This is a genomic window from Bacillus sp. JS (assembly GCF_000259365.1).
Classification (GTDB): domain Bacteria; phylum Bacillota; class Bacilli; order Bacillales; family Bacillaceae; genus Bacillus; species Bacillus stercoris.
Genome location: NC_017743.1, coordinates 1816390 through 1837496 on the forward strand (window position 1 = coordinate 1816390; position 21107 = coordinate 1837496).

Consider the following 21107-nt stretch of genomic DNA (forward strand, 5'->3'; position numbering starts at 1 on the left):
ATAAAAATATTAAAAAGAAAAGCAGGAATATAGCAACTCCTTAGTGAATATAGTAAAAATGGAAGGTAGCCCGCTATTTTTGAAAAGCATTGTGGGGATGGCTTTTTGGATAGCAACATCTAATAATGATTGTTCTAATGAACACTCACTTATCCATTGTAAAACTAAGGGGGAGCAGAAATGGAAATCTTAAAAGTTTCAGCAAAATCGAGTCCAAATTCAGTGGCAGGTGCGCTTGCAGGCGTGTTGAGAGAGCGAGGAGCCGCCGAGATTCAAGCGATCGGAGCGGGTGCATTAAACCAGGCTGTAAAAGCTGTGGCGATTGCCAGGGGATTTGTGGCGCCAAGCGGCGTTGATTTGATTTGTATTCCGGCTTTTACAGATATTCAAATCGATGGGGAAGAAAGAACAGCGATTAAATTAATCGTGGAGCCTCGCTAAAAACAAATAAAGCATTCTCAACCTGTTTGCGTAATGCAAACAGGTTGTTTTTCATTTATTGTGATATTTTCTCCCGATAGTATTTTTAGCACATAAATGAGCGAATATACAAAATCAGAAATGAGCTAAAACGTTTCAAAAAAAATTTCCGCCCATTTTTCAAGACAGATACTTTTGTCCTTCTGGAAAAGACAGTGCTGTTTACGCTTATTCCATATCATGGTACAATCCGAATATAACAAGAATTTTTCAAGGAGGATTGTACATGCAGAGTGGAAAGATGAAAGCTCTAATGAAAAAGGACGGGGCGTTCGGTGCTGTGCTGACTGAAGTTCCCATTCCTGAGATTGATAAACATGAAGTCCTCATAAAAGTGAAAGCCGCTTCCATATGCGGCACGGATGTCCACATTTATAATTGGGATCAATGGGCACGTCAGAGAATCAAAACACCCTATGTTTTCGGCCATGAGTTCAGCGGCATCGTAGAGGACGTGGGAGAGAATGTCAGCAGTGTAAAAGTGGGAGAGTATGTGTCTGCGGAAACACACATTGTTTGTGGTGAATGTGTCCCTTGCCTAACAGGAAAATCTCATGTGTGTACCAATACTGCTATAATCGGAGTGGACACGGCAGGCTGTTTTGCGGAGTATGTAAAAGTTCCAGCTGATAACATTTGGAGAAATCCCGCTGATATGGACCCGTCAATTGCTTCCATTCAAGAGCCTTTAGGAAATGCAGTTCATACCGTACTTGAGAGCCAGCCTGCAGGAGGAACGACTGCAGTCATTGGATGCGGGCCGATTGGTCTTATGGCTGTTGCGGTTGCAAAAGCAGCAGGAGCTTCTCAGGTGATAGCGATTGATAAGAATGAATACAGGCTGAGGCTTGCAAAACAAATGGGAGCGACTTGTACTGTTTCTATTGAAAAAGAAGACCCGCTCAAAATTGTAAGCGCTTTAACGAGTGGGGAAGGAGCAGATCTTGTTTGTGAGATGTCGGGCCATCCCTCAGCGATTGCCCAAGGTCTTGCGATGGCTGCGAATGGCGGAAGGTTTCATATTCTCAGCTTGCCGGAACATCCGGTGACAATTGATTTGACGAATAAAGTGGTATTTAAAGGGCTTACCATCCAAGGAATCACAGGAAGAAAAATGTTTTCAACATGGCGCCAGGTGTCTCAGTTGATCAGTTCAAACGTGATCGATCTTGCACCTGTTATTACCCATCAGTTTCCGTTAGAGGAGTTTGAAAAAGGTTTCGAACTGATGAGAAGCGGGCAGTGCGGAAAAGTAATTTTAATTCCATAAAGGGGGATAAACATGACGAAGGAATTTGAGTTTTTAAAAGCAGAGCTTGATAGTATGAAAGAAAACCATACATGGCAAGACATAAAACAGCTTGAATCTATGCAGGGCCCATCTGTCACAGTGAATCACCAAAAAGTCATTCAGCTATCTTCTAATAATTACCTCGGATTCACTTCACATCCTAGACTCATCAACGCCGCACAGGAGGCCGTTCAGCAGTATGGAGCCGGCACCGGATCAGTGAGAACGATTGCGGGTACATTTACCATGCATCAAGAGCTTGAGAAAAAGCTGGCAGCCTTTAAAAAAACGGAGGCGGCACTTGTATTCCAATCAGGCTTCACAACAAACCAAGGCGTACTTTCAAGTATTCTATCAAAAGAGGACATTGTCATCTCAGATGAATTGAACCATGCCTCTATTATTGACGGAATTCGACTGACAAAGGCGGATAAAAAGGTGTATCAGCACGTCAATATGAGTGATTTAGAGCGGGTGCTGAGAAAGTCAATGAATTATCGGATGCGTCTGATTGTGACAGACGGCGTATTTTCCATGGATGGCAACATAGCTCCTCTGCCTGATATTGTAGAGCTCGCTGAGAAATATGACGCATTTGTGATGGTGGATGACGCCCATGCATCCGGAGTACTTGGCGAAAACGGCAGGGGAACGGTGAATCACTTCGGTCTTGACGGCAGAGTTCATATTCAGGTCGGAACATTAAGCAAGGCAATCGGAGTGCTCGGCGGCTACGCTGCAGGTTCAAAGGTGCTGATCGATTATTTGCGCCATAAAGGCCGTCCATTTTTATTCAGCACATCTCATCCGCCGGCTGTCACTGCAGCTTGTATGGAAGCGATTGATGTCTTGCTTGAAGAGCCGGAGCATATGGAGCGCTTGTGGGAGAATACTGCCTATTTTAAAGCAATGCTTGTGAAAATGGGCCTGACTCTCACGAAGAGTGAAACGCCGATTCTTCCTATTTTAATAGGTGATGAAGGTGTGGCAAAGCAATTTTCAGATCAGCTCCTTTCTCACGGTGTTTTTGCTCAAAGTATCGTTTTCCCGACTGTAGCAAAGGGAAAAGCCAGAATTCGCACGATTATAACAGCAGAGCACACTAAAGATGAACTGGATCAGGCGCTTGATGTCATCGAAAAGACGGCAAAGGAGCTCCAGCTATTGTAACAAGAGGAAGAGTTTACTCTTTTGATTCCTTATTGATTATTATTCTCAATGAGTGTACAATGATAGGTTGCCAGTTGTGCAGAGCTTCAATAACCTTTATACTGAAGGGTGGAAGTTTGGTTTGAAAGGAGAAAATATGACATGAATGAAAAACAAAAATTAGAGAGCGGACAAGTTAATCCATCGGACAAAAAATCCGAGAAGGATTACAGCAAGTACTTTGAAGCTGTTTACATTCCGCCTTCTTTAAAAGACGCGAAAAAACGAGGCAAGGAAGCCGTTACTTATCATAATGACTTTAAAATTTCTGAACAATTTAAAGGATTGGGAGACGGAAGAAAGTTCTATATCCGTACGTACGGCTGCCAAATGAATGAACACGATACAGAGGTTATGGCAGGGATCTTTATGGCGCTCGGTTACGAAGCGACAAACTCTGTTGACGATGCCAATGTCATTTTGTTAAATACATGTGCAATCCGTGAAAATGCTGAAAACAAGGTGTTTGGTGAGCTCGGGCACTTAAAAGCACTGAAAAAAAACAATCCCGATCTGATTTTAGGCGTGTGCGGCTGTATGTCCCAAGAGGAATCAGTCGTGAACCGTATTTTGAAAAAACATCCGTTTGTCGATATGATTTTCGGAACGCATAACATTCATCGCCTGCCGGAGCTTTTGTCAGAAGCATACCTTTCAAAAGAAATGGTTGTAGAAGTTTGGTCTAAGGAAGGGGACGTTATTGAAAACCTTCCAAAAGTCCGAAATGGAAAAATTAAGGGCTGGGTCAATATCATGTACGGCTGTGACAAATTCTGTACGTATTGCATTGTGCCTTACACACGCGGAAAAGAAAGAAGCCGCCGCCCTGAGGATATCATTCAGGAAGTGAGAAGGCTCGCAAGTGAAGGCTATAAGGAAATTACTCTGTTAGGCCAAAACGTAAACGCGTATGGAAAAGACTTTGAAGATATGACGTACGGACTTGGTGATTTGATGGATGAACTGAGAAAAATCGATATTCCGAGAATCCGCTTTACAACAAGTCATCCGCGCGACTTTGACGATCGCCTCATTGAAGTGCTGGCGAAAGGCGGAAATCTGCTTGATCACATTCATCTTCCGGTTCAATCAGGAAGCTCAGAAGTTCTGAAGCTGATGGCCCGCAAATATGACAGAGAGCGTTACATGGAGCTGGTTCGAAAAATTAAAGAAGCAATGCCGAACGCTTCTTTGACAACGGACATTATCGTCGGATTTCCGAACGAAACGGACGAACAGTTTGAAGAAACGCTTTCTCTATATCGTGAGGTGGAGTTTGACAGCGCCTATACGTTCATTTACTCTCCGCGTGAGGGCACTCCGGCTGCTAAGATGAAAGATAATGTACCGATGCGTGTGAAAAAAGAGCGCCTGCAGCGTCTAAACGCACTGGTGAATGAAATTTCTGCTAAAAAAATGAAGGAATACGAAGGCAAGGTTGTCGAAGTATTAGTTGAGGGTGAAAGCAAAAATAACCCTGATATTCTTGCCGGCTATACTGAAAAAAGCAAGCTTGTCAATTTCAAAGGGCCGAAGGAAGCCATCGGCAAAATCGTCCGCGTGAAAATCCAGCAAGCGAAAACATGGTCGCTTGATGGAGAAATGGTAGGAGAAGCAATCGAGGTGAAATAAGATGACGCTCTACTCAAAAAAAGACATTGTGCAGCAGGCACGGAACCTTGCAAAAATGATCTCTGAAACAGAAGAGGTTGATTTTTTCAAACGAGCTGAAGCGCAAATCAATGAGAATGACAAAGTGTCTGCAATCGTTAATCAGATTAAAGCCTTGCAAAAGCAGGCTGTCAATCTGAAGCATTATGAAAAGCATGAAGCGCTCAAACAAGTAGAAGCAAAAATTGACGCGCTGCAAGAAGAGCTTGAAGGGATTCCTGTTATCCAGGAATTCAGAGACTCGCAGATGGAGGTAAATGACCTACTGCAGCTCGTTGCACACACCATTTCCAACCAAGTCACAAATGAAATCATCACGTCAACCGGAGGCGACCTGCTGAAAGGGGAAACCGGTTCAAAGGTGAAGCATTCAAATAACAGCTGTTCTCTCTAAACACGGTGCCTTTACAGGCCCGTGTTTTTTTATCATTTATTTGGTATAAATGAACTAAATAATCTATGTACTAAATATTCAATTAGTTTTTCTATGCTCAGTCGCGAGTAAACTTTATCGCACTTATAAGTAAAGTTTCTAGGCACACCTGCATACAATGGAACAGAAACTTTGTATTTTTATATTTTATTTATAAAAATGCACACTAGACAAATGCCCAGCATAAGATAACACGAAGAAGAACAAGGAGGCATGCCGGAATGTCTGAATACAGGGAAATTATTACGAAGGCAGTAGTAGCGAAAGGCCGAAAATTCACCCAATGCACCAACACCATCTCCCCTGAGAAAAAACCTAGCAGCATTTTGGGTGGTTGGATTATTAACCACAAGTATGATGCGGAAAAAATTGGAAAAACGGTAGAAATTGAAGGGTATTATGATATAAACGTATGGTACTCTTACGCGGACAATACAAAGACAGAGGTTGTCACAGAACGGGTAAAATACGTAGATGTCATTAAACTCAGATACAGAGACAATAATTACTTAGATGATGAGCATGAAGTAATTGCCAAAGTGCTTCAGCAGCCAAACTGCCTTGAAGTGACTATTTCGCCGAATGGAAATAAAATCGTTGTGCAGGCAGAAAGAGAATTTTTGGCGGAAGTGGTAGGAGAAACAAAGGTAGTTGTTGAGGTCAATCCTGACTGGGAAGAGGAAGACGAGGAAGATTGGGAAGATGAGCTTGATGAAGAGCTTGAAGACATCAACCCGGAATTTTTAGTGGGAGATCCTGAAGAATAAAAAAGGGACTAGGGGAGACAGTACCCCCAAGTCTCTTTTTTATATTGATATATCATTCTTTTATCACTTTTTGTTTATGTTATAATGAAGGTTGGAAAATAGATACGTTGATACATAGTGAGGGATTAAACAATGGCCGGATATACGCCTATGATACAGCAATATTTAAAAATTAAGGCAGAGCACCAGGATGCCTTTTTATTTTTTCGACTGGGTGATTTTTACGAAATGTTTTTTGAGGACGCTAAAAAAGCGTCACAAGAGCTGGAAATTACGTTAACGAGCAGAGACGGCGGTGGGGCAGAAAAAATACCGATGTGCGGTGTGCCGTATCATTCTGCTTCCGCGTATATTGAACAGCTTATTAAAAAAGGATACAAAGTGGCGATCTGTGAACAGACGGAAGATCCGAAGGCCGCAAAGGGTGTTGTAAAAAGAGAAGTGGTTCAGCTTATTACGCCCGGAACTGTAATGGACGGAAAAGGCATCCATGAATCGGAAAATAACTTTATCGCATCTGTTTCATTCTGCTCGAATGGATACGGGCTTGCGCTTTCCGATTTAACAACGGGAGAAAATTTGACTGTTTTGATTGAACGGCTTGAAGACGTCATATCAGAAATTTATTCCGTCGGCGCCCGGGAGATCGTGGTTTCAGGAAGCCTGGATGCCGATACAGTCGGACAGCTAAAAGAGCGGTGCGGTGCAACAATTTCAATTGAAGACGGAGAAATAGACGAACACGTCACGATCATTGAGCACTTAAATAATGAAGATGTAACAAAAACATTTATGCGCTTATATGCGTATCTGAAAAGAACCCAAAAGCGCAGCCTTGATCATCTTCAGCCCGTGCAGGTGTATGAGCTTGAGGAAGCGATGAAAATCGACTTGTACTCAAAGCGTAACCTAGAGCTGACCGAAACGATCCGTTCGAAAAATAAAAAAGGCTCCCTTTTGTGGCTGCTGGATGAAACAAAAACGGCAATGGGAGGCCGGCTTCTTAAACAATGGATTGACCGGCCGCTTATCAGAGTCAATCAAATCGAAGAGCGCCAAGAAATGGTGGAAACATTGATGTCCCATTTCTTTGAACGGGAAGATCTGCGTGAACGGTTAAAAGAAGTATATGATTTAGAACGTCTTGCCGGCCGCGTGGCATTCGGAAATGTCAATGCCCGGGATTTGATTCAGCTTAAGGAATCGTTAAAGCAAGTGCCTGGCATCAAACAGCTGGTTTCTTCACTTGCTCATGACAAGGCCAAGGAACGTGCAGAGCGTATTGACCCTTGTGGAGATGTACTTGAACTGCTGGAAGAAGCGCTGTACGAAAATCCTCCTTTATCGTTAAAAGAAGGGAACCTGATAAAAGACGGTTACAATCAAAAGCTTGATGAATACCGTGATGCAAGCAGAAACGGAAAAGACTGGATTGCCCGCCTGGAACAGCAGGAGCGCGAATACACAGGCATTCGCTCTTTAAAGGTCGGCTTTAATAAGGTTTTCGGTTATTACATTGAGGTGACAAAAGCAAATTTGCATTTGCTTGAGGAAGGGCGTTATGAGCGGAAGCAGACGTTAACGAATGCAGAGCGCTACATTACACCAGAATTAAAAGAAAAAGAAGCGCTCATTTTAGAAGCGGAAAATAACATCTGTGAGCTGGAGTACGAGCTGTTTACCGAGCTGCGCGAGAAAGTGAAGCAGTATATTCCGCGGCTTCAGCAGCTTGCAAAACAGATGAGCGAGCTGGACGCGCTGCAATGCTTTGCGACAATCAGTGAAAATCGTCACTACACGAAGCCGGAGTTCTCTAAAGATGAAGTCGAAGTGATTGAAGGCAGACACCCGGTTGTTGAAAAAGTCATGGACAGCCAGGAATATGTCCCGAACAACTGTATGATGGGCGATAACAGACAAATGCTTCTCATTACAGGTCCAAACATGTCAGGGAAAAGCACGTATATGAGACAAATCGCGCTCATTTCCATAATGGCGCAAATCGGCTGCTTTGTACCCGCGAAAAAAGCGGTGCTTCCGATCTTTGATCAAATTTTTACGCGAATCGGCGCTGCAGATGATTTGATTTCCGGACAAAGTACATTTATGGTAGAAATGCTTGAAGCGAAAAATGCGATTGTCAATGCGACGAAAAACAGCCTCATTCTGTTTGATGAAATTGGGCGGGGCACGTCCACTTATGACGGCATGGCGCTGGCACAGGCGATTATTGAGTATGTTCACGATCATATCGGCGCCAAGACGCTGTTCAGCACACACTATCACGAGCTGACCGTTCTGGAGGACAAGCTGCCTCAGCTGAAAAACGTTCATGTTCGCGCTGAAGAATATAACGGAACGGTTGTCTTTCTTCATCAAATTAAAGAAGGTGCCGCTGATAAAAGCTATGGTATCCATGTAGCTCAGCTTGCTGAGCTGCCTGAAGATCTGATTGCGCGGGCTCAAGATATTTTAAAAGAGCTGGAGCAGTCAGGAAACAAACCAGAGGTGCCCGTGCAGAAACCTCAGGTGGAGAAACCCCAAGTAAAAGAAGAACCGGCACAGCTGTCCTTTTTTGACGAAGCGGAAAAGCCGGCTGAAACACCAAAGCTTTCAAAAAAAGAAAAGCAGGTGCTCGATGCCTTCAAATCACTTAATATACTGGATATGACACCGCTTGAAGCGATGAATGAAATGTACAAGCTGCAAAAGAAATTACATTAAAACGGGGTGATGAATGTGGCAAAAGTCATCCAGCTGTCAGATGAGCTTTCAAATAAAATAGCGGCGGGCGAGGTTGTGGAACGGCCCGCCTCAGTCGTCAAGGAATTGGTGGAAAATGCGATCGACGCTGACAGCACAGTCATTGAAATCGATATTGAGGAAGCAGGACTTGCATCCATTCGGGTTTTGGATAACGGCGAAGGAATGGAGAATGAAGATTGCAAGCGTGCTTTCCGCCGCCACGCAACAAGTAAAATAAAAGATGAAAATGATTTATTCAGGGTAAGAACGCTTGGTTTTAGGGGAGAAGCCCTGCCGAGTATCGCGTCAGTCTCTCATCTGGAGATTACGACAAGCACTGGTGAAGGAGCTGGGACGAAGCTCGTCCTTCAAGGAGGAAACATCATTTCCGAATCGCGGTCCTCAAGCAGGAAGGGAACTGAAATTGTCGTTTCCAACTTGTTTTTTAACACACCGGCCCGTTTGAAGTATATGAAAACCGTTCATACAGAGCTTGGAAACATTACAGACGTGGTTAATCGTATTGCTCTGGCGCATCCAGAGGTATCGATCCGCCTGCGCCATCATGGGAAAAACCTGCTTCAAACGAATGGAAACGGAGATGTACGCCATGTCCTGGCAGCGATTTACGGCACTGCTGTCGCCAAAAAAATGCTTCCGCTGCATGTAAGCTCTTTGGATTTTGAAGTGAAGGGATATATCGCTCTCCCAGAGATTACACGGGCGTCGAGAAACTATATGTCGTCTGTGGTCAATGGTCGTTACATTAAAAATTTTCCGCTCGTCAAAGCGGTTCATGAAGGATATCATACGCTTTTGCCGATCGGACGCCATCCCATTACCTTTATAGAAATTACGATGGACCCGATTTTAGTCGATGTCAACGTGCATCCATCGAAGCTTGAGGTCCGGCTCAGCAAGGAAACAGAGCTTCATGACTTAATACGTGACGGAATTAAAGATGTATTTAAACAGCAGCAGCTGATTCCGAGTGCCCAGCTCCCGAAAAAATCAGCACCTGCCATCAAAAATGAGCAGCAGTTTATAACCTTTGATGAAAAACCTGCGGAAAAAAAAGTTCCTGAAAAATCGACTGCGCCATCTTATTCACCAATGAAGCTCAGCTCAGTCGTGAAAGAGCCGGCTGATGCGGAGGAAGAATTGCCTCCTCTCCATATTGATGCTCCACCTATCGATGATGAGGAACAAACCCTTGAGGTGTCCAGTGTTTCAGAAGAACAGCCTGAAACATATGAGCAGGAATACCATGAGGAACAGCCGCCGCCAACGTCTGAGCGGGTTCCGATTATGTACCCGATCGGCCAGATGCACGGGACTTATATATTGGCACAAAATGAGAATGGCTTGTATATTATCGACCAGCACGCCGCCCAAGAACGTATTAAATACGAGTACTTCCGTGAAAAGGTGGGGGAGGTTGAGCCTGAGGTCCAGGATATGATTGTACCGCTGACGTTCCACTACTCCACAAACGAGGCTTTGATTATCGAACAGCACAAACAAGAGCTCGAAAGTGTTGGTGTCTTTTTAGAGTCATTCGGCTCTAACAGTTACATCGTCCGCTGCCACCCGGCCTGGTTTCCAAAGGGAGAAGAAGCCGAGCTCATAGAAGAAATCATTCAGCAGGTGCTCGACTCCAAAAATATTGATATTAAAAAACTCCGTGAGGAAGCCGCGATTATGATGAGCTGCAAAGGCTCCATCAAAGCAAATCGCCACCTCAGAAACGACGAAATCAAAGCGCTTCTGGACGACCTCCGAAGCACATCAGACCCATTTACATGCCCGCACGGCCGCCCGATCATCATACACCATTCCACTTATGAGATGGAAAAGATGTTCAAACGCGTGATGTAGCGGGGGGGTGGTGAAGGGGAAAAGACCTTTTGCCCGTATTTTGTCCCTACATGTTTCAAGCATTGAGATATTCTTCGGAATTGATCAATGCTTTTTTTATTGTGTTTTTTCAGTGATATGAATTTAAACATTTGAAGTCATCTTGACTGTAGAAAATAAAGACTTACGTCAGCATAGGGAAGTCATTACATGGATTATGACAGAAGAGGATCGTTTGGAGTATATAAAAAACATCCAATCATCCCATTTATCCCGATGTATAATATTGGTAAATGAGACGAAAGTAACGAATGGTGCTATTGATTAAAGTATTAGGCTTTGAAGGAGCGGGAAGATTGAAAAGTAAATGAATGGTTTTCCCCATTTAAACAACCTTATATCACGTGTATATTGGATTGTAGGGGAGGGATATCATGGTCAAGATCATATTGGCATTTGTTTATCTATTTGGCTTCGTTGTGTTGAGCAATTGGGCTTTCGACGGAATATTTTCCGAGAGCTATTTCTCGCCAATCGGTTTCCTTTGGTCTATTTTATTTACATTTTTCATAGGGGTTTATACCGGCTTGCCTTTAATCTACAAAAAGTTTTCTCAATCAAGCCGTTTGACTTTGAAAAGTAAAAAGCCGATTTATTTCACTATCGGTACAGCCGTTATTCTCTTTGGGCTTTATTTTCTCAAAAACGAAATCGTCCCCTATTTTATGCTATGTGGCTATTTTTTAACTCTGGCATCAGGTATAGCCCTGACCATCTTATTACAGCCCAAAACCAACAACTGTAAAACAGTATAACCAACAAGAACTAATGAAAGCCCGTCTCATAAGGTGGGCTTTATATAATCAATATTTGCTTTTTATCTCCATCTCCAATTTATTTCGTTGTCATCCTCGTAAATACCCGGCAATGAAATTCCTATTCTTTTTTGCTTGTCATCAACAATAAACCAATTATCATCGTCTATTAATTCATCGTCAAACTTTTCAATTGCAGAGGGATCATCTTCGTCCACCACGGCTCTAAAGAAGTCTTTGAATTTTTCCATCTTCTCATTAGGAATGATTTTCCTAATAAATTGAGGAGCGGCACTGCTAATGAGCGGGGACGCTTTAAATTTTTGCTACTAATAAAACTATGTACTAAATTTTCAATTGCGAAAGTAATTTCGTGATTAAGGAGAGTAAGTTTCTCAAATAGTTCGACAAATTCTGCATATTGTTCCTTTATCCTCTCCTTTTACCGATAATAAGGTAGGGGGAGAGATAAGATGAATTTTGAGACTAAATATCTGATCAGATGGGGTATACCGGGATGGGTTTTTTTACTGATGAGTTTATGGCCATTTGTTATATTTTCTAAAGGCGTACCTATTAATGATCCAGTGAAAAGTATTAGCTTTATTTTTAGTACAGCGGTTATTGGCGTAGTAATTGGCTACCTCATCTATCAAGTTTATTTTGCTTATGATTGGTTGTTAGGTCTCTCGGAGAGGGAGTTTATAAATGGTGACGAACTGTCTCTTAGGCCATGGGGAAAGTGCTATCATTTCAACAAACGAAGTGAATATAGAAAATACAAGGCCAAACAATACTACAAGTTGGAATTCGAATGGCAAAATGAATTATCGAAAATTACTGACGAAAACAAGCGTACCTATATTGCGACGCGGTTTTCACATTTATTATCAACAACTCATAGTTTAGGAGCTCTATGCTGGTCGTTATTTATATCTTTATTTGTAAATTTGTTTCACCTGAGTTACTCAATTACTTATGTGAGAACATTGCTTTATACTGGATCAATTGTTTTAAATTGCATTTTAATTTTGCTTATTTTATTACCTTCTATCGCCAATCAAAAGTATTACTCGCGTAATGTTAATGCTTTTAGAATGCACTTTTTAAATGAATTTAAAAAATAGGGCGCTTTTTAAAGGTGCTTTTTTATATTCTCTGTAAACTGCTTCCGGTATAAATCTCAAGATAGACTATTGGCGGTTAACGGCTTTAGTGCGGTGGCAGTTTAGAGTTTGTTTCGGCAATCACATGGCAAAACGCCATAAAAACTTCTTATGGCGTCTGCCGTACAGGGAGGTGAGTCAAAAAGACTTTGGATACTCTTAGATTAGTAAAGGAATGAAGCACCAACAATGATCAACAAGATGAACAACACTACGATCAATACGAAGCTGCTTCCGCCGGAATATCCGCCGCCAGAGTATCCACCAGAATATCCACCGTAGAATCCCATGATGTCACCTCCTTTAGTCGAGATAGAATAAGGTATGCGAAACAATAACTTTCGACATAGTTTTAAGTCTAAAAAAGAAGAAATGAATATTTTGTCTAAAGGTGTACCAGTGGATTTCAGCAGACTATTAACAGTTGTACCTCACCTTCATCTTCATCCACAGCAGTTGCGATTGAACCAACCTTATTAAAATACATCTCTACATCAACCCCTGATGAAGTTTTGCGATATCAATGCTTCTTATGTATCCATTGGAGTGTGAAACGGTTGTAAACGTGTGATCCATCATACTTCACGGATATATCCATCTACATAACAAAATTTACATTTACAGGAAATTCAAAATGATGTATATTTTGGGTGAGGGGGTGGAAACACATGGCATGTGGTCCAAAGATCATTATCTTTTTAGATGAACTTGATGATCCGAATGTAAGAATCATTCTAGAATGCAGAATTTAAAATACTACATTGTGTTTGCTCCCTGTTCGTGTGAGCAGGGAGTTTTTTTCGTTTATATAACTGGTGATGTCCAAATATAAGGTGTTATGAATTCTCCATATCTGCCATCGGCATTTTTAAGCGGCTTCTCTATTTGGCTGGTTATCAAAAGCAAGTTCAATGAAAGCCATCAAAGCTGATATCACAACAAGCAAGACATCTGGAATATAAATAGACTGCATAAAGTAATCTGCAAAACAGATCGTTATAAGATTGCTGATAAAATACAGTATAAAAGCAAAAAGTGCAGTCTTTTTCAAAGAAAGTGATTTTTCCAAAATGATAGAGATTATCTTTGTGAGTGGGTCTATGATTACGCCTACAGCAAAGCAGGCTAAAATAAATAAAGCTAATGTTTGATTTGAAGCGTATGTGATGCCAAGTATGGAGAATAATCCTTTCATCCCGAAGAAAAAGCCGCCGAAGATGACTGCAAGTGCAATAGCCACGATAAAAATGACAGATATAATTCCGATTAATTTTGATTTCAGGTTAAAATCCTTAGAGTGCTCGTTCTGTTCTTTTTGGCACAAGGATGACACTCCCTTCACCTGCTTACTCATACAAACCTTTATCCTTAAATGAACCCAAAATATCTATAAGTCTGTTTCTGACGAAAGTAGTATAACATATTTTAACAAAACCAAAAAAGGCCCTTTCCGCTGGGGAAGGGCCTTTTTCACCATGTTAATTTCTGAGATTCGCCGAAGTTTTCTCTTTTTTTGGCCAAATAAAATAGCTGGCTGTAATGAGAAAGTCAATGCCTATAATGACAGTCCACAGTTTAAGAATGCCGCTCAATGCCTCGGTTCGGGCAGAGTCGTTGATAAAATAAATCATCCCTGCCAATAGTCCCGCACCAATTAAGTAGGCCAGCACATGTCTTAGCCAGCCTTTCGCACCGTGCTTGGCATGATCCATTCCAAAACGTTTCAGAGGTTTTGCGCCTTTTTTTGTCACATAATATTGAAATTTCTCATCTGCCCATTGAATCATTTGTTTCCCATAAGCGATCGATATACCGATGTAAACAGCTGCAATTCCATGTGCTGCGGTCGCTGAGGCTCCGCGGTAAAGGTCCACACCAGTTGCCGCTAATAAGATCAAATCGATAACTGGAGTTAAGGCAAGGAATAGCAGTCCTAATGTATGTCGTTTGAATAGGTAGCGTACAGCAAGCCCCAAAACAATGACAACCCAAAACGCAATTTCACAGAAAACAATCATCCATGCGATACCGTTCAATCCATTCCCCTCTTTTCAATACAGTTGTATTATTTAAATAATATGTTACCACCTTTATTTTTGCAACACAACTGTATTATAAAAATTGCCCTCTCATTTTTTTCTTGTTACAATAAAGCTATGCCAAAACAAATTGACCATGAGAAAAGAAGAAAACAAATTGCAGAAGCGACGTGGCGCGTTATTTTAGAACGGGGGATGGAGGGAGCATCAGCCAGGAACATTGCAAAGGAAGCAGGATTGTCATTAGGTGCGCTGCGCCATTATTTCACTACACAGGATGAACTGCTTGCGTTTGCAATGAAACTTGTTCAAGAAAAGGTGAGGGCCCGAATTAAAGACATTGCCATGAAGGATTTGCTCCCTAAGGAAAAAGTGTTGCACATTTTGCTTGAAATTGTCCCAACGAATGAAGAAACGATAAGAGAGATGGAGGTTTGGTTTGCTTTTACTGCTTACGCCAGACATAAAAAGGATATGTTTGATGCGAATCACGACGGGATTTTCAGCGGCATGCAGAATCTGATTGCTTATTTAGATGAATCCGGTTTACTAAAGCAGAATGCTGATAAAAACATTGAGGCTGAGAGGCTTTACGCGCTTGTTGACGGCTTGGCTTTACATGCGATGCTTGACCCTGTGCGAGTGAATAAAGACAGAATCAAGCGGGTCATTATGCAGCATGTAGAGTCAATTTGCGTGGAAGATACACGCGAGACACAAAAACGACATCTCTAAGGAACTAGTGCAAAAAGCGATTCTTGTTGGACATGCTTCAAAAAGAATCGCTTTTTTCATATGCAAAGAACAAGGATCTCTGAAAAAAATGGAAAACAATCATACTGTTTGATAAAGTGGAATGAAAGATGGAGGGTGAACACCGGTCCATCATTTAAGAACTTTACATGATAGGGATGGTATAAATGAATCTTACTTATAAGGTGCATCCAATTAAAACAAGGTATCAGGGCTGGACGAATTATTGCTATATCATTGAAGATATTGTAAGCAGATCTGCAATTGTTGTTGACCCCTCATGGGAATTGAGTAAAATAACAACTGCACTTTCTGAACTAAAAGCTGAATTAAAGGCAGTCGCATTGACACATTCTCATTATGATCATGTAAACCTAGTAGACCCGCTGACGAAGATGTTTAACGCTCAAGTTTATATGTCGAAAAAAGAAATTGATTATTATCAATTCCGATGCAGAAATTTAATTAGCCTAGAGGATCATCAGACGATCAGCATAGGGAACACAAGTGCACAATGCCTTCTCACACCGGGGCATACAGCCGGCGGAATGTGTTATTTGTTTTCTGAAAGTATTTTTACCGGAGATACGGTGTTTACGGAAGGGTGCGGCATATGTGAGGATGATGGCAGTTCTGCGGGAGAGATGTTTGATAGCATTCAAAGAATAAAATCGGAGGTTTCATCTCATGTACGGGTGTATCCTGGTCACTCTTTTGGCAAATCGCCCGGCCATTCAATAAAGGATCTTTATCAGCATAATATTTACTTTCAAATTGATAAGAAGGAATACTTTGTGAAATTTCGCACCCGTAAAAATCAAAAAGGCATTTTTGATTTTAAATAATCTTTTTGAATCTATTATCCTATTTTTCTTCGAATATCTAAATGCTTTTTATTTTTCAAAATGATTACATAGGAGGGTGTTATTTATTTTGAAAACTTATTAGGAAGAAAATGAAGCGCATTATCTTGATATGTCGCCCTATACGTGATGCAGGTCCTTTTTCTTATATTCTGTTATAACTCCTGATCCTTTATTCCTCAATTGAAAGAAGCAGAAAAACAATTGGGTTAACTGTAGGAAAAATTAACTTGACGGATAATATTTACAGAGGTTACCATCAACTTGAACATGCTACTATTTATCCGGTCATCACTATTTTTTATAAAAACATACAAAAGTGAAACACATCTACTATCGGAAGGGTGGCTTTGAGAGAATGATCACATATGTTTTTCCGGGGCAGGGTTCGCAGAAACAAGGAATGGGCAGCGGCTTATTCGATGAATTTAAAGAACTGACGGATCAGGCAGATGAGATCTTAGGCTATTCAATCAAACGTCTTTGCCTGGAAAATCCTTATTCCAATTTAAATAAAACGCAATTTACTCAGCCGGCGTTATATGTGGTAAACGCACTAAGCTATCTGAAAAAAATCAAGGAAAAAGAAGTTAAGCCTGACTTTGTCGCCGGGCACAGCTTGGGTGAATACAATGCGTTATTTGCAGCTGAAGCCTTTGACTTTGAGACAGGTTTACAGCTTGTCAGAAAAAGAGGCGAGCTGATGAGTCTGGTAAGCAACGGCGGTATGGCAGCTGTTATGGGACTAAATGAAGAGCAGGTTGCAAAGGCTCTGAAAGAACATCATTTATATGATGTTGATATTGCTAATGTGAACGCCCCATATCAAATTGTAATTTCAGGGAAAAAAGATGAGATTGAAAAAGCCGCATCTCTTTTTGATACGTTGACTGAAGTTACAATGGTACTCCCCTTAAACGTAAGCGGCGCGTTTCATTCCAGGTACATGAATAAAGCAAAAGAAGAATTCGAGGAGTTCCTTCATGCCTTTCATTTTTCGCCCCCGTCTATCCCGGTTATTTCAAATGTGTATGCCAAACCGTATACATCCGAATTCATGAAGCAGACGCTGGCCGATCAAATTAATCATTCAGTGAAATGGACTGAGAGCATAAGCTACTTAATGAATAAAGGCCATATGGAGTTTGAGGAGATAGGTCCAGGAAATGTTTTAACCGGGTTAATACATCGCATAAAGAAAGAAGCGGAACCAATGCCCCGTTAAAAACGTTTGTTCCTATGGCCTTGTACCTCATTAATTAGAGCTAAAGACAGAATTCCTTTCCTTTAAGGTAGAAAGTTTTAAAGAGTCAATCGTTCGTTTGACACTGTTTCTAATTGAATAACTTTATATACTGTTACATAAAGAGGCTGAAAAAAGTTAGACATTTGAACTATGTCAGCCAGATTTCCAAACCATCGCTCTCACATCTAGATGGTCCCTTTTTAACTGCACCCACCAATCATAGAGTCGATGTTCTTTGCTGATCCTGTCATTAGGTTACATCAATTTTGAGATATCAACATACATCTACGATCACTTCATAAATGAACCGCATCCAGAGCACTAATAGCATTCCTTCCAAAGTTGAATCTCCTTTACTTTTTTCATATAAGACTTTTTTATTTATTTTCTTTCAATCGCTGCTATGTGTCTTTACAGCATATATAGAACTGAAAAATCAAAAAAGCCGTCATAAATATAAAAAAAGAAGGTTATACACATGAATGAACCGCTTGTTTTTATGTTTTCCGGACAAGGTTCCCAATACTATCACATGGGAAAAGAACTATTTAAGGAAAACGCCGTGTTTCGCCAATCGATGCTTGAAATGGATGCCATTGCAGCACGGCGAATCGGCACATCTATTGTTGAAGAAATCTACTATCCAGATAAACGGGTGTCAGATCCGTTTGATCGTATTCTTTTTTCCCATCCAGCTATTTTTATGGTTGAGTATTCCTTATATAAAGTTTTGGAAGACAGGGGAATTTATCCTGATTACGTATTGGGATCGAGCCTGGGAGAATTCGCATCAGCGGCAGTTTCTGGTTTGTCAGACGCAGAGGATATACTGGATTGCATAATTGAACAGGCTATTGTCATCCAAAATTCCTGCGATAAAGGTAAAATGCTGGCCATTCTTGACAAACCGCAATTGCTGAAAGATTATCCGCAACTGTTTAGAAATAGTGAACTTATTTCTATCAATTATGATTCGCACTTCGTCATTTCTGGTGAAGAAAATCATATAAAGCAGATTATGGAGGCTTTAAAAGAGAAACAGATTCTTTGCCAGCTGCTTCCTGTATCCTATGCTTTTCATTCTTCGCTTATCGATCCGGCAGAGAGTGCCTATGAAGAATTTTTAAGATCAAAATCTTTTAAAAAACCGTTCATACCGATTGTATCGAGCTTAACGGGAAGCTGCCTTCACGTAATCGACAAGCATTTCTTTTGGAATGTGGTCAGAAAACCAATGATGTTTCGTGAAGCGATTCGATATTTGGAAAGCAAGCATACATGCAAGTTTATCGATTTAGGGCCATCCGGCACCTTAGCTGCATTTGTGAAACAGCTGATTCCGGGTGATTCAGCTGACCGCTGCTGCTCAATCATAACACCATTTCATCAGGAGCTGAAAAATCTGAATACGGTTGAGGGTTTCCGTACACCAGAAAGGAAGTTTACAAGATGATTACATATGTCTTTCCAGGGCAAGGCTCCCAGCAAAAGGGAATGGGACAAGGGTTATTTGAACAATATCAGCATTTGACTGATCAAGCAGATCAAATATTGGGCTATTCAATAGAGAAGCTATGTACAGAGAAATCCTATTTGGATGTAAACCATACTGAATACACGCAGCCTGCTTTATACGTTGTAAATGCACTCAGTTATTTGAAGCGAGTGGAGGAAACCGGCAGAAAACCTGATTTTGCGGCAGGACACAGCTTAGGAGAATACAATGCGTTGTTGGCTGCCGGTGCATTTGATTTTGAAACCGGATTAAGACTTGTCAAAAAAAGAGGAGAATTGATGGGACGCATTACAGGAGGCGGAATGGCAGCTGTGATCGGCCTGAATAAGGAACAAGTTACAGCCGTTTTAGAAGAGCACCGCCTTCATGACATTGATGTGGCAAATGAAAATACGCCTCGGCAAATTGTAATTTCCGGCCCGAAAAAAGAGATTGAAAAAGCTCGGGCTGTTTTTGAAAACACCAAGGATGTAAAGCTGGTTCATCCATTAAATGTGAGCGGAGCTTTTCATTCCAGATATATGAATCAAGCAAAACAGGTCTTTAAGCAATATATTGACTCATTCCAGTTTGCACCTTTGGCGATCCCGGTTATCTCCAATGTCTATGCAGAGCCATACCATCAGGAACGGTTAAAAGATACATTATCTGAACAAATGGACAACACAGTGAAATGGACGGACAGCATTCGTTTTCTGATGGGAAGAGGAGAAATGGAGTTTGAAGAGATTGGGCCTGGTACTGTATTAACCGGTCTCATTCATCGGATTAAAAATGAAGCTGAACCATTGACATATATACCGAAAAAGAATCTCGCGATCAACGTGCATCTAAAGGAAAAAACCAATGTTCAAGCCGGCATTACGGCAGAATCTTTAGGAAGTGCTGAATTTAAACAGGATTATCATCTTACATACGCTTATCTTGCAGGAGGAATGTACCGCGGAATTGCTTCGAAAGAAATGGTAGTAAAGCTCTCAAGAGCGGGAATGATGGGGTTCTTTGGCACAGGCGGTCTGAGTCTGAATGAGGTTGAAGATGCGATCCGTGCTATACAAGGTGAATTAGGGAAAGGACAAGCCTACGGCATCAATCTGGTACACAATATGAAACATACTGAATCAGAGGAAAAAATGATCGATCTTTTATTGAGGAATCAAGTGAGCGTTGTGGAGGCTTCAGCATTTTTAAGTGTCACTCCTGCATTAGTAAGGTACCGCGCAAAAGGAGTGAAACGAAATGAAAATGGTGAGGTTATATGCTCAAATCGTCTCATAGCAAAAATATCACGTCCGGAAGTTGCAGAGTCATTTCTGAGCCCTGCGCCTGAGAATATGCTGCAAAAGCTTTTAGGAGAAAATAAAATCACCATGAATGAAGCAGAGTTGCTGCGGTGCATTCCGATGGCTGACGATATTTGTGTGGAAGCTGATTCAGGAGGACACACAGATGGCGGTGTGGCATACAGCCTGATGCCGGCGATGACATCTTTAAGAGATGACATGATGAAAAAATATCAATATCGGAAAAAAATAAGAGTTGGTGCAGCTGGAGGGATTGGAACACCTGAGGCAGCGATGGCGGCTTTTATGCTTGGGGCAGATTTTATTCTAACAGGTTCAATCAATCAATGTACGGTTGAGGCGGCAACAAGTGATAAAGTAAAGGATTTGCTTCAGCAGATGAATGTACAAGATACAGCCTATGCGCCTGCTGGCGATATGTTTGAATCGGGCAGTAAAGTGCAAGTGCTAAAAAAAGGCGTGTTCTTTCCCGCACGTGCAAACAAGTTATATGAACTGTACCAGCGGTATGGTTCTATACGTGAGCTGGATGCAAAGATGCTGGCCCAGCTTGAGGAGAAATACTTTAAACGCAGTATAGAAGACATATATAAAGATATTGCATTGCATTATCCCGCGGCAGACATTGAGAAGGCTGAACAAAACCCGAAGCATAAAATGGCTTTGATTTTCCGATGGTACTTCAGATACAGCTCAAAATTGGCAATCAGCGGAAGCGAACATTCGAAGGTCGATTATCAAATTCACTGCGGTCCCGCGCTGGGAGCCTTTAATCAATGGGTCAAAGGATCGCAATTAGAAAATTGGCGAAACCGTCATGTCGATGAAATCGCGAAAAAATTAATGACAGAAACGGCAGTATTGCTTCATGAACGGATGCAATCGATGTATCAGCCGTCGCATGAAACAGACAATATAAGGATAAAAGTTTGAATATTATGAAAATATACCT

General features: G+C 41.4%; 19 protein-coding genes and 1 pseudogene. 16 read left to right on the forward strand and 4 right to left on the reverse strand.

The window, feature by feature from the left end; all coding sequences use genetic code 11:
• Positions 1-180 precede the first annotated feature (180 nt).
• From spoVS to MY9_RS09325, 9 genes are all read left to right on the forward strand, one after another.
• Entirely contained in the window at positions 181-441 is a 261-nt protein-coding gene (gene spoVS, locus MY9_RS09285) for a stage V sporulation protein SpoVS (protein ID WP_003154135.1), read from the forward strand.
• 265 nt (positions 442-706) lie between these two features.
• Positions 707-1750 (forward strand): L-threonine 3-dehydrogenase, encoded by a 1044-nt coding sequence (tdh, locus tag MY9_RS09290; protein ID WP_014664024.1) that lies wholly within the window; start codon positions 707-709, stop codon positions 1748-1750.
• 12 nt (positions 1751-1762) lie between these two features.
• A complete protein-coding gene (locus MY9_RS09295) occupies positions 1763-2941 on the forward strand; it encodes a glycine C-acetyltransferase (RefSeq protein ID WP_014664025.1) in 1179 nt (392 codons plus the stop codon).
• A gap of 141 nt (positions 2942-3082) precedes the next feature.
• On the forward strand, positions 3083-4612 hold the full coding sequence (miaB, locus tag MY9_RS09300; RefSeq protein ID WP_014664026.1) for a tRNA (N6-isopentenyl adenosine(37)-C2)-methylthiotransferase MiaB: 1530 nt from the start codon (positions 3083-3085) through the stop codon (positions 4610-4612).
• Position 4613: 1 nt separating this feature from the next.
• Positions 4614-5045 carry a regulatory iron-sulfur-containing complex subunit RicA gene (gene ricA, locus MY9_RS09305; RefSeq protein ID WP_014664027.1) on the forward strand — a complete coding sequence of 144 codons (432 nt, stop codon included), beginning with the start codon at positions 4614-4616 and terminating at the stop codon, positions 5043-5045.
• A gap of 260 nt (positions 5046-5305) precedes the next feature.
• Positions 5306-5851 carry an outer spore coat protein CotE gene (gene cotE / locus MY9_RS09310; RefSeq protein ID WP_003221022.1) on the forward strand — a complete coding sequence of 182 codons (546 nt, stop codon included), beginning with the start codon at positions 5306-5308 and terminating at the stop codon, positions 5849-5851.
• A 132-nt stretch (positions 5852-5983) separates the two neighbouring features.
• Positions 5984-8575 (forward strand): DNA mismatch repair protein MutS, encoded by a 2592-nt coding sequence (gene mutS / locus MY9_RS09315; RefSeq protein ID WP_014664028.1) that lies wholly within the window; start codon positions 5984-5986, stop codon positions 8573-8575.
• A gap of 15 nt (positions 8576-8590) precedes the next feature.
• Positions 8591-10474, forward strand: a complete 1884-nt coding sequence (gene mutL, locus MY9_RS09320; protein WP_014664029.1) for a DNA mismatch repair endonuclease MutL — start codon at positions 8591-8593, stop codon at positions 10472-10474.
• 413 nt (positions 10475-10887) lie between these two features.
• The gene (locus MY9_RS09325) at positions 10888-11268 is read left to right on the forward strand and encodes a hypothetical protein (RefSeq protein WP_014664030.1); all 381 of its coding nucleotides are present in this window, start codon (positions 10888-10890) and stop codon (positions 11266-11268) included.
• A gap of 62 nt (positions 11269-11330) precedes the next feature.
• On the opposite strand, the gene MY9_RS09330 is transcribed toward MY9_RS09325, so the two are convergent.
• A complete protein-coding gene (locus MY9_RS09330; RefSeq protein ID WP_014664031.1) occupies positions 11331-11519 on the reverse strand; it encodes a hypothetical protein in 189 nt (62 codons plus the stop codon).
• A 222-nt stretch (positions 11520-11741) separates the two neighbouring features.
• On the opposite strand from MY9_RS09330, the gene MY9_RS09335 reads away from it, so the two are divergent.
• Complete coding sequence (locus MY9_RS09335) at positions 11742-12395, forward strand: hypothetical protein (RefSeq protein WP_014664032.1); 654 nt, start codon at positions 11742-11744, stop codon at positions 12393-12395.
• 203 nt (positions 12396-12598) lie between these two features.
• Here the strand turns inward: MY9_RS09335 and MY9_RS09340 are convergent, their stop codons facing one another.
• From MY9_RS09340 to MY9_RS09355, 3 genes are all read right to left on the reverse strand, one after another.
• A complete protein-coding gene (locus MY9_RS09340) occupies positions 12599-12724 on the reverse strand; it encodes a YjcZ family sporulation protein (protein ID WP_014664033.1) in 126 nt (41 codons plus the stop codon).
• Positions 12725-13302: 578 nt separating this feature from the next.
• Entirely contained in the window at positions 13303-13758 is a 456-nt protein-coding gene (locus tag MY9_RS09345) for a regulatory YrvL family protein (protein WP_014664034.1), read from the reverse strand.
• 154 nt (positions 13759-13912) lie between these two features.
• A complete protein-coding gene (locus MY9_RS09355) occupies positions 13913-14470 on the reverse strand; it encodes a hypothetical protein (RefSeq protein ID WP_041521340.1) in 558 nt (185 codons plus the stop codon).
• Positions 14471-14590: 120 nt separating this feature from the next.
• Between MY9_RS09355 and MY9_RS09360 the strand changes: the two genes are divergently transcribed.
• The 6 genes and pseudogenes from MY9_RS09360 to fabD (MY9_RS09385) all read left to right on the forward strand — a co-directional run bounded on the left by MY9_RS09360 (position 14591) and on the right by fabD (MY9_RS09385) (position 21088).
• A complete protein-coding gene (locus tag MY9_RS09360; protein ID WP_014664036.1) occupies positions 14591-15208 on the forward strand; it encodes a TetR/AcrR family transcriptional regulator in 618 nt (205 codons plus the stop codon).
• A 185-nt stretch (positions 15209-15393) separates the two neighbouring features.
• Positions 15394-16071: an MBL fold metallo-hydrolase gene (locus MY9_RS09365; protein WP_014664037.1), complete on the forward strand. Its 678-nt coding sequence runs from the start codon at positions 15394-15396 to the stop codon at positions 16069-16071.
• Positions 16072-16253: 182 nt separating this feature from the next.
• Positions 16254-16451: pseudogene (locus MY9_RS22115) on the forward strand (hypothetical protein).
• Complete coding sequence (fabD, locus tag MY9_RS09375) at positions 16448-17314, forward strand: ACP S-malonyltransferase (RefSeq protein ID WP_014664038.1); 867 nt, start codon at positions 16448-16450, stop codon at positions 17312-17314. The pseudogene MY9_RS22115 and the gene fabD (MY9_RS09375) overlap by 4 nt, the downstream one beginning before the upstream one ends.
• Before the next feature lie 499 nt (positions 17315-17813).
• A complete protein-coding gene (locus MY9_RS09380; RefSeq protein ID WP_014664039.1) occupies positions 17814-18788 on the forward strand; it encodes an acyltransferase domain-containing protein in 975 nt (324 codons plus the stop codon).
• Positions 18785-21088: an ACP S-malonyltransferase gene (fabD, locus tag MY9_RS09385; RefSeq protein WP_014664040.1), complete on the forward strand. Its 2304-nt coding sequence runs from the start codon at positions 18785-18787 to the stop codon at positions 21086-21088. Before MY9_RS09380 ends, fabD (MY9_RS09385) begins: the two co-directional genes overlap by 4 nt.
• Positions 21089-21107 lie beyond the last annotated feature (19 nt).

Coding starts and splice junctions, on each gene's coding strand:
- MY9_RS09380 (WP_014664039.1), top strand. CDS start 17,814: ATGAATGAACCGCTTGTTTTTATGTTTTCCGGACAAGGTTCCCAATAC.
- tdh (WP_014664024.1), top strand. CDS start 707: ATGCAGAGTGGAAAGATGAAAGCTCTAATGAAAAAGGACGGGGCGTTC.
- MY9_RS09335 (WP_014664032.1), top strand. CDS start 11,742: ATGAATTTTGAGACTAAATATCTGATCAGATGGGGTATACCGGGATGG.
- MY9_RS09330 (WP_014664031.1), bottom strand. CDS start 11,519: ATGGAAAAATTCAAAGACTTCTTTAGAGCCGTGGTGGACGAAGATGAT.
- spoVS (WP_003154135.1), top strand. CDS start 181: ATGGAAATCTTAAAAGTTTCAGCAAAATCGAGTCCAAATTCAGTGGCA.
- mutS (WP_014664028.1), top strand. CDS start 5,984: ATGGCCGGATATACGCCTATGATACAGCAATATTTAAAAATTAAGGCA.
- ricA (WP_014664027.1), top strand. CDS start 4,614: ATGACGCTCTACTCAAAAAAAGACATTGTGCAGCAGGCACGGAACCTT.
- MY9_RS09295 (WP_014664025.1), top strand. CDS start 1,763: ATGACGAAGGAATTTGAGTTTTTAAAAGCAGAGCTTGATAGTATGAAA.
- fabD (WP_014664038.1), top strand. CDS start 16,448: ATGATCACATATGTTTTTCCGGGGCAGGGTTCGCAGAAACAAGGAATG.
- cotE (WP_003221022.1), top strand. CDS start 5,306: ATGTCTGAATACAGGGAAATTATTACGAAGGCAGTAGTAGCGAAAGGC.
- miaB (WP_014664026.1), top strand. CDS start 3,083: ATGAATGAAAAACAAAAATTAGAGAGCGGACAAGTTAATCCATCGGAC.
- fabD (WP_014664040.1), top strand. CDS start 18,785: ATGATTACATATGTCTTTCCAGGGCAAGGCTCCCAGCAAAAGGGAATG.
- MY9_RS09365 (WP_014664037.1), top strand. CDS start 15,394: ATGAATCTTACTTATAAGGTGCATCCAATTAAAACAAGGTATCAGGGC.
- MY9_RS09340 (WP_014664033.1), bottom strand. CDS start 12,724: ATGGGATTCTACGGTGGATATTCTGGTGGATACTCTGGCGGCGGATAT.
- MY9_RS09360 (WP_014664036.1), top strand. CDS start 14,591: ATGCCAAAACAAATTGACCATGAGAAAAGAAGAAAACAAATTGCAGAA.
- MY9_RS09325 (WP_014664030.1), top strand. CDS start 10,888: ATGGTCAAGATCATATTGGCATTTGTTTATCTATTTGGCTTCGTTGTG.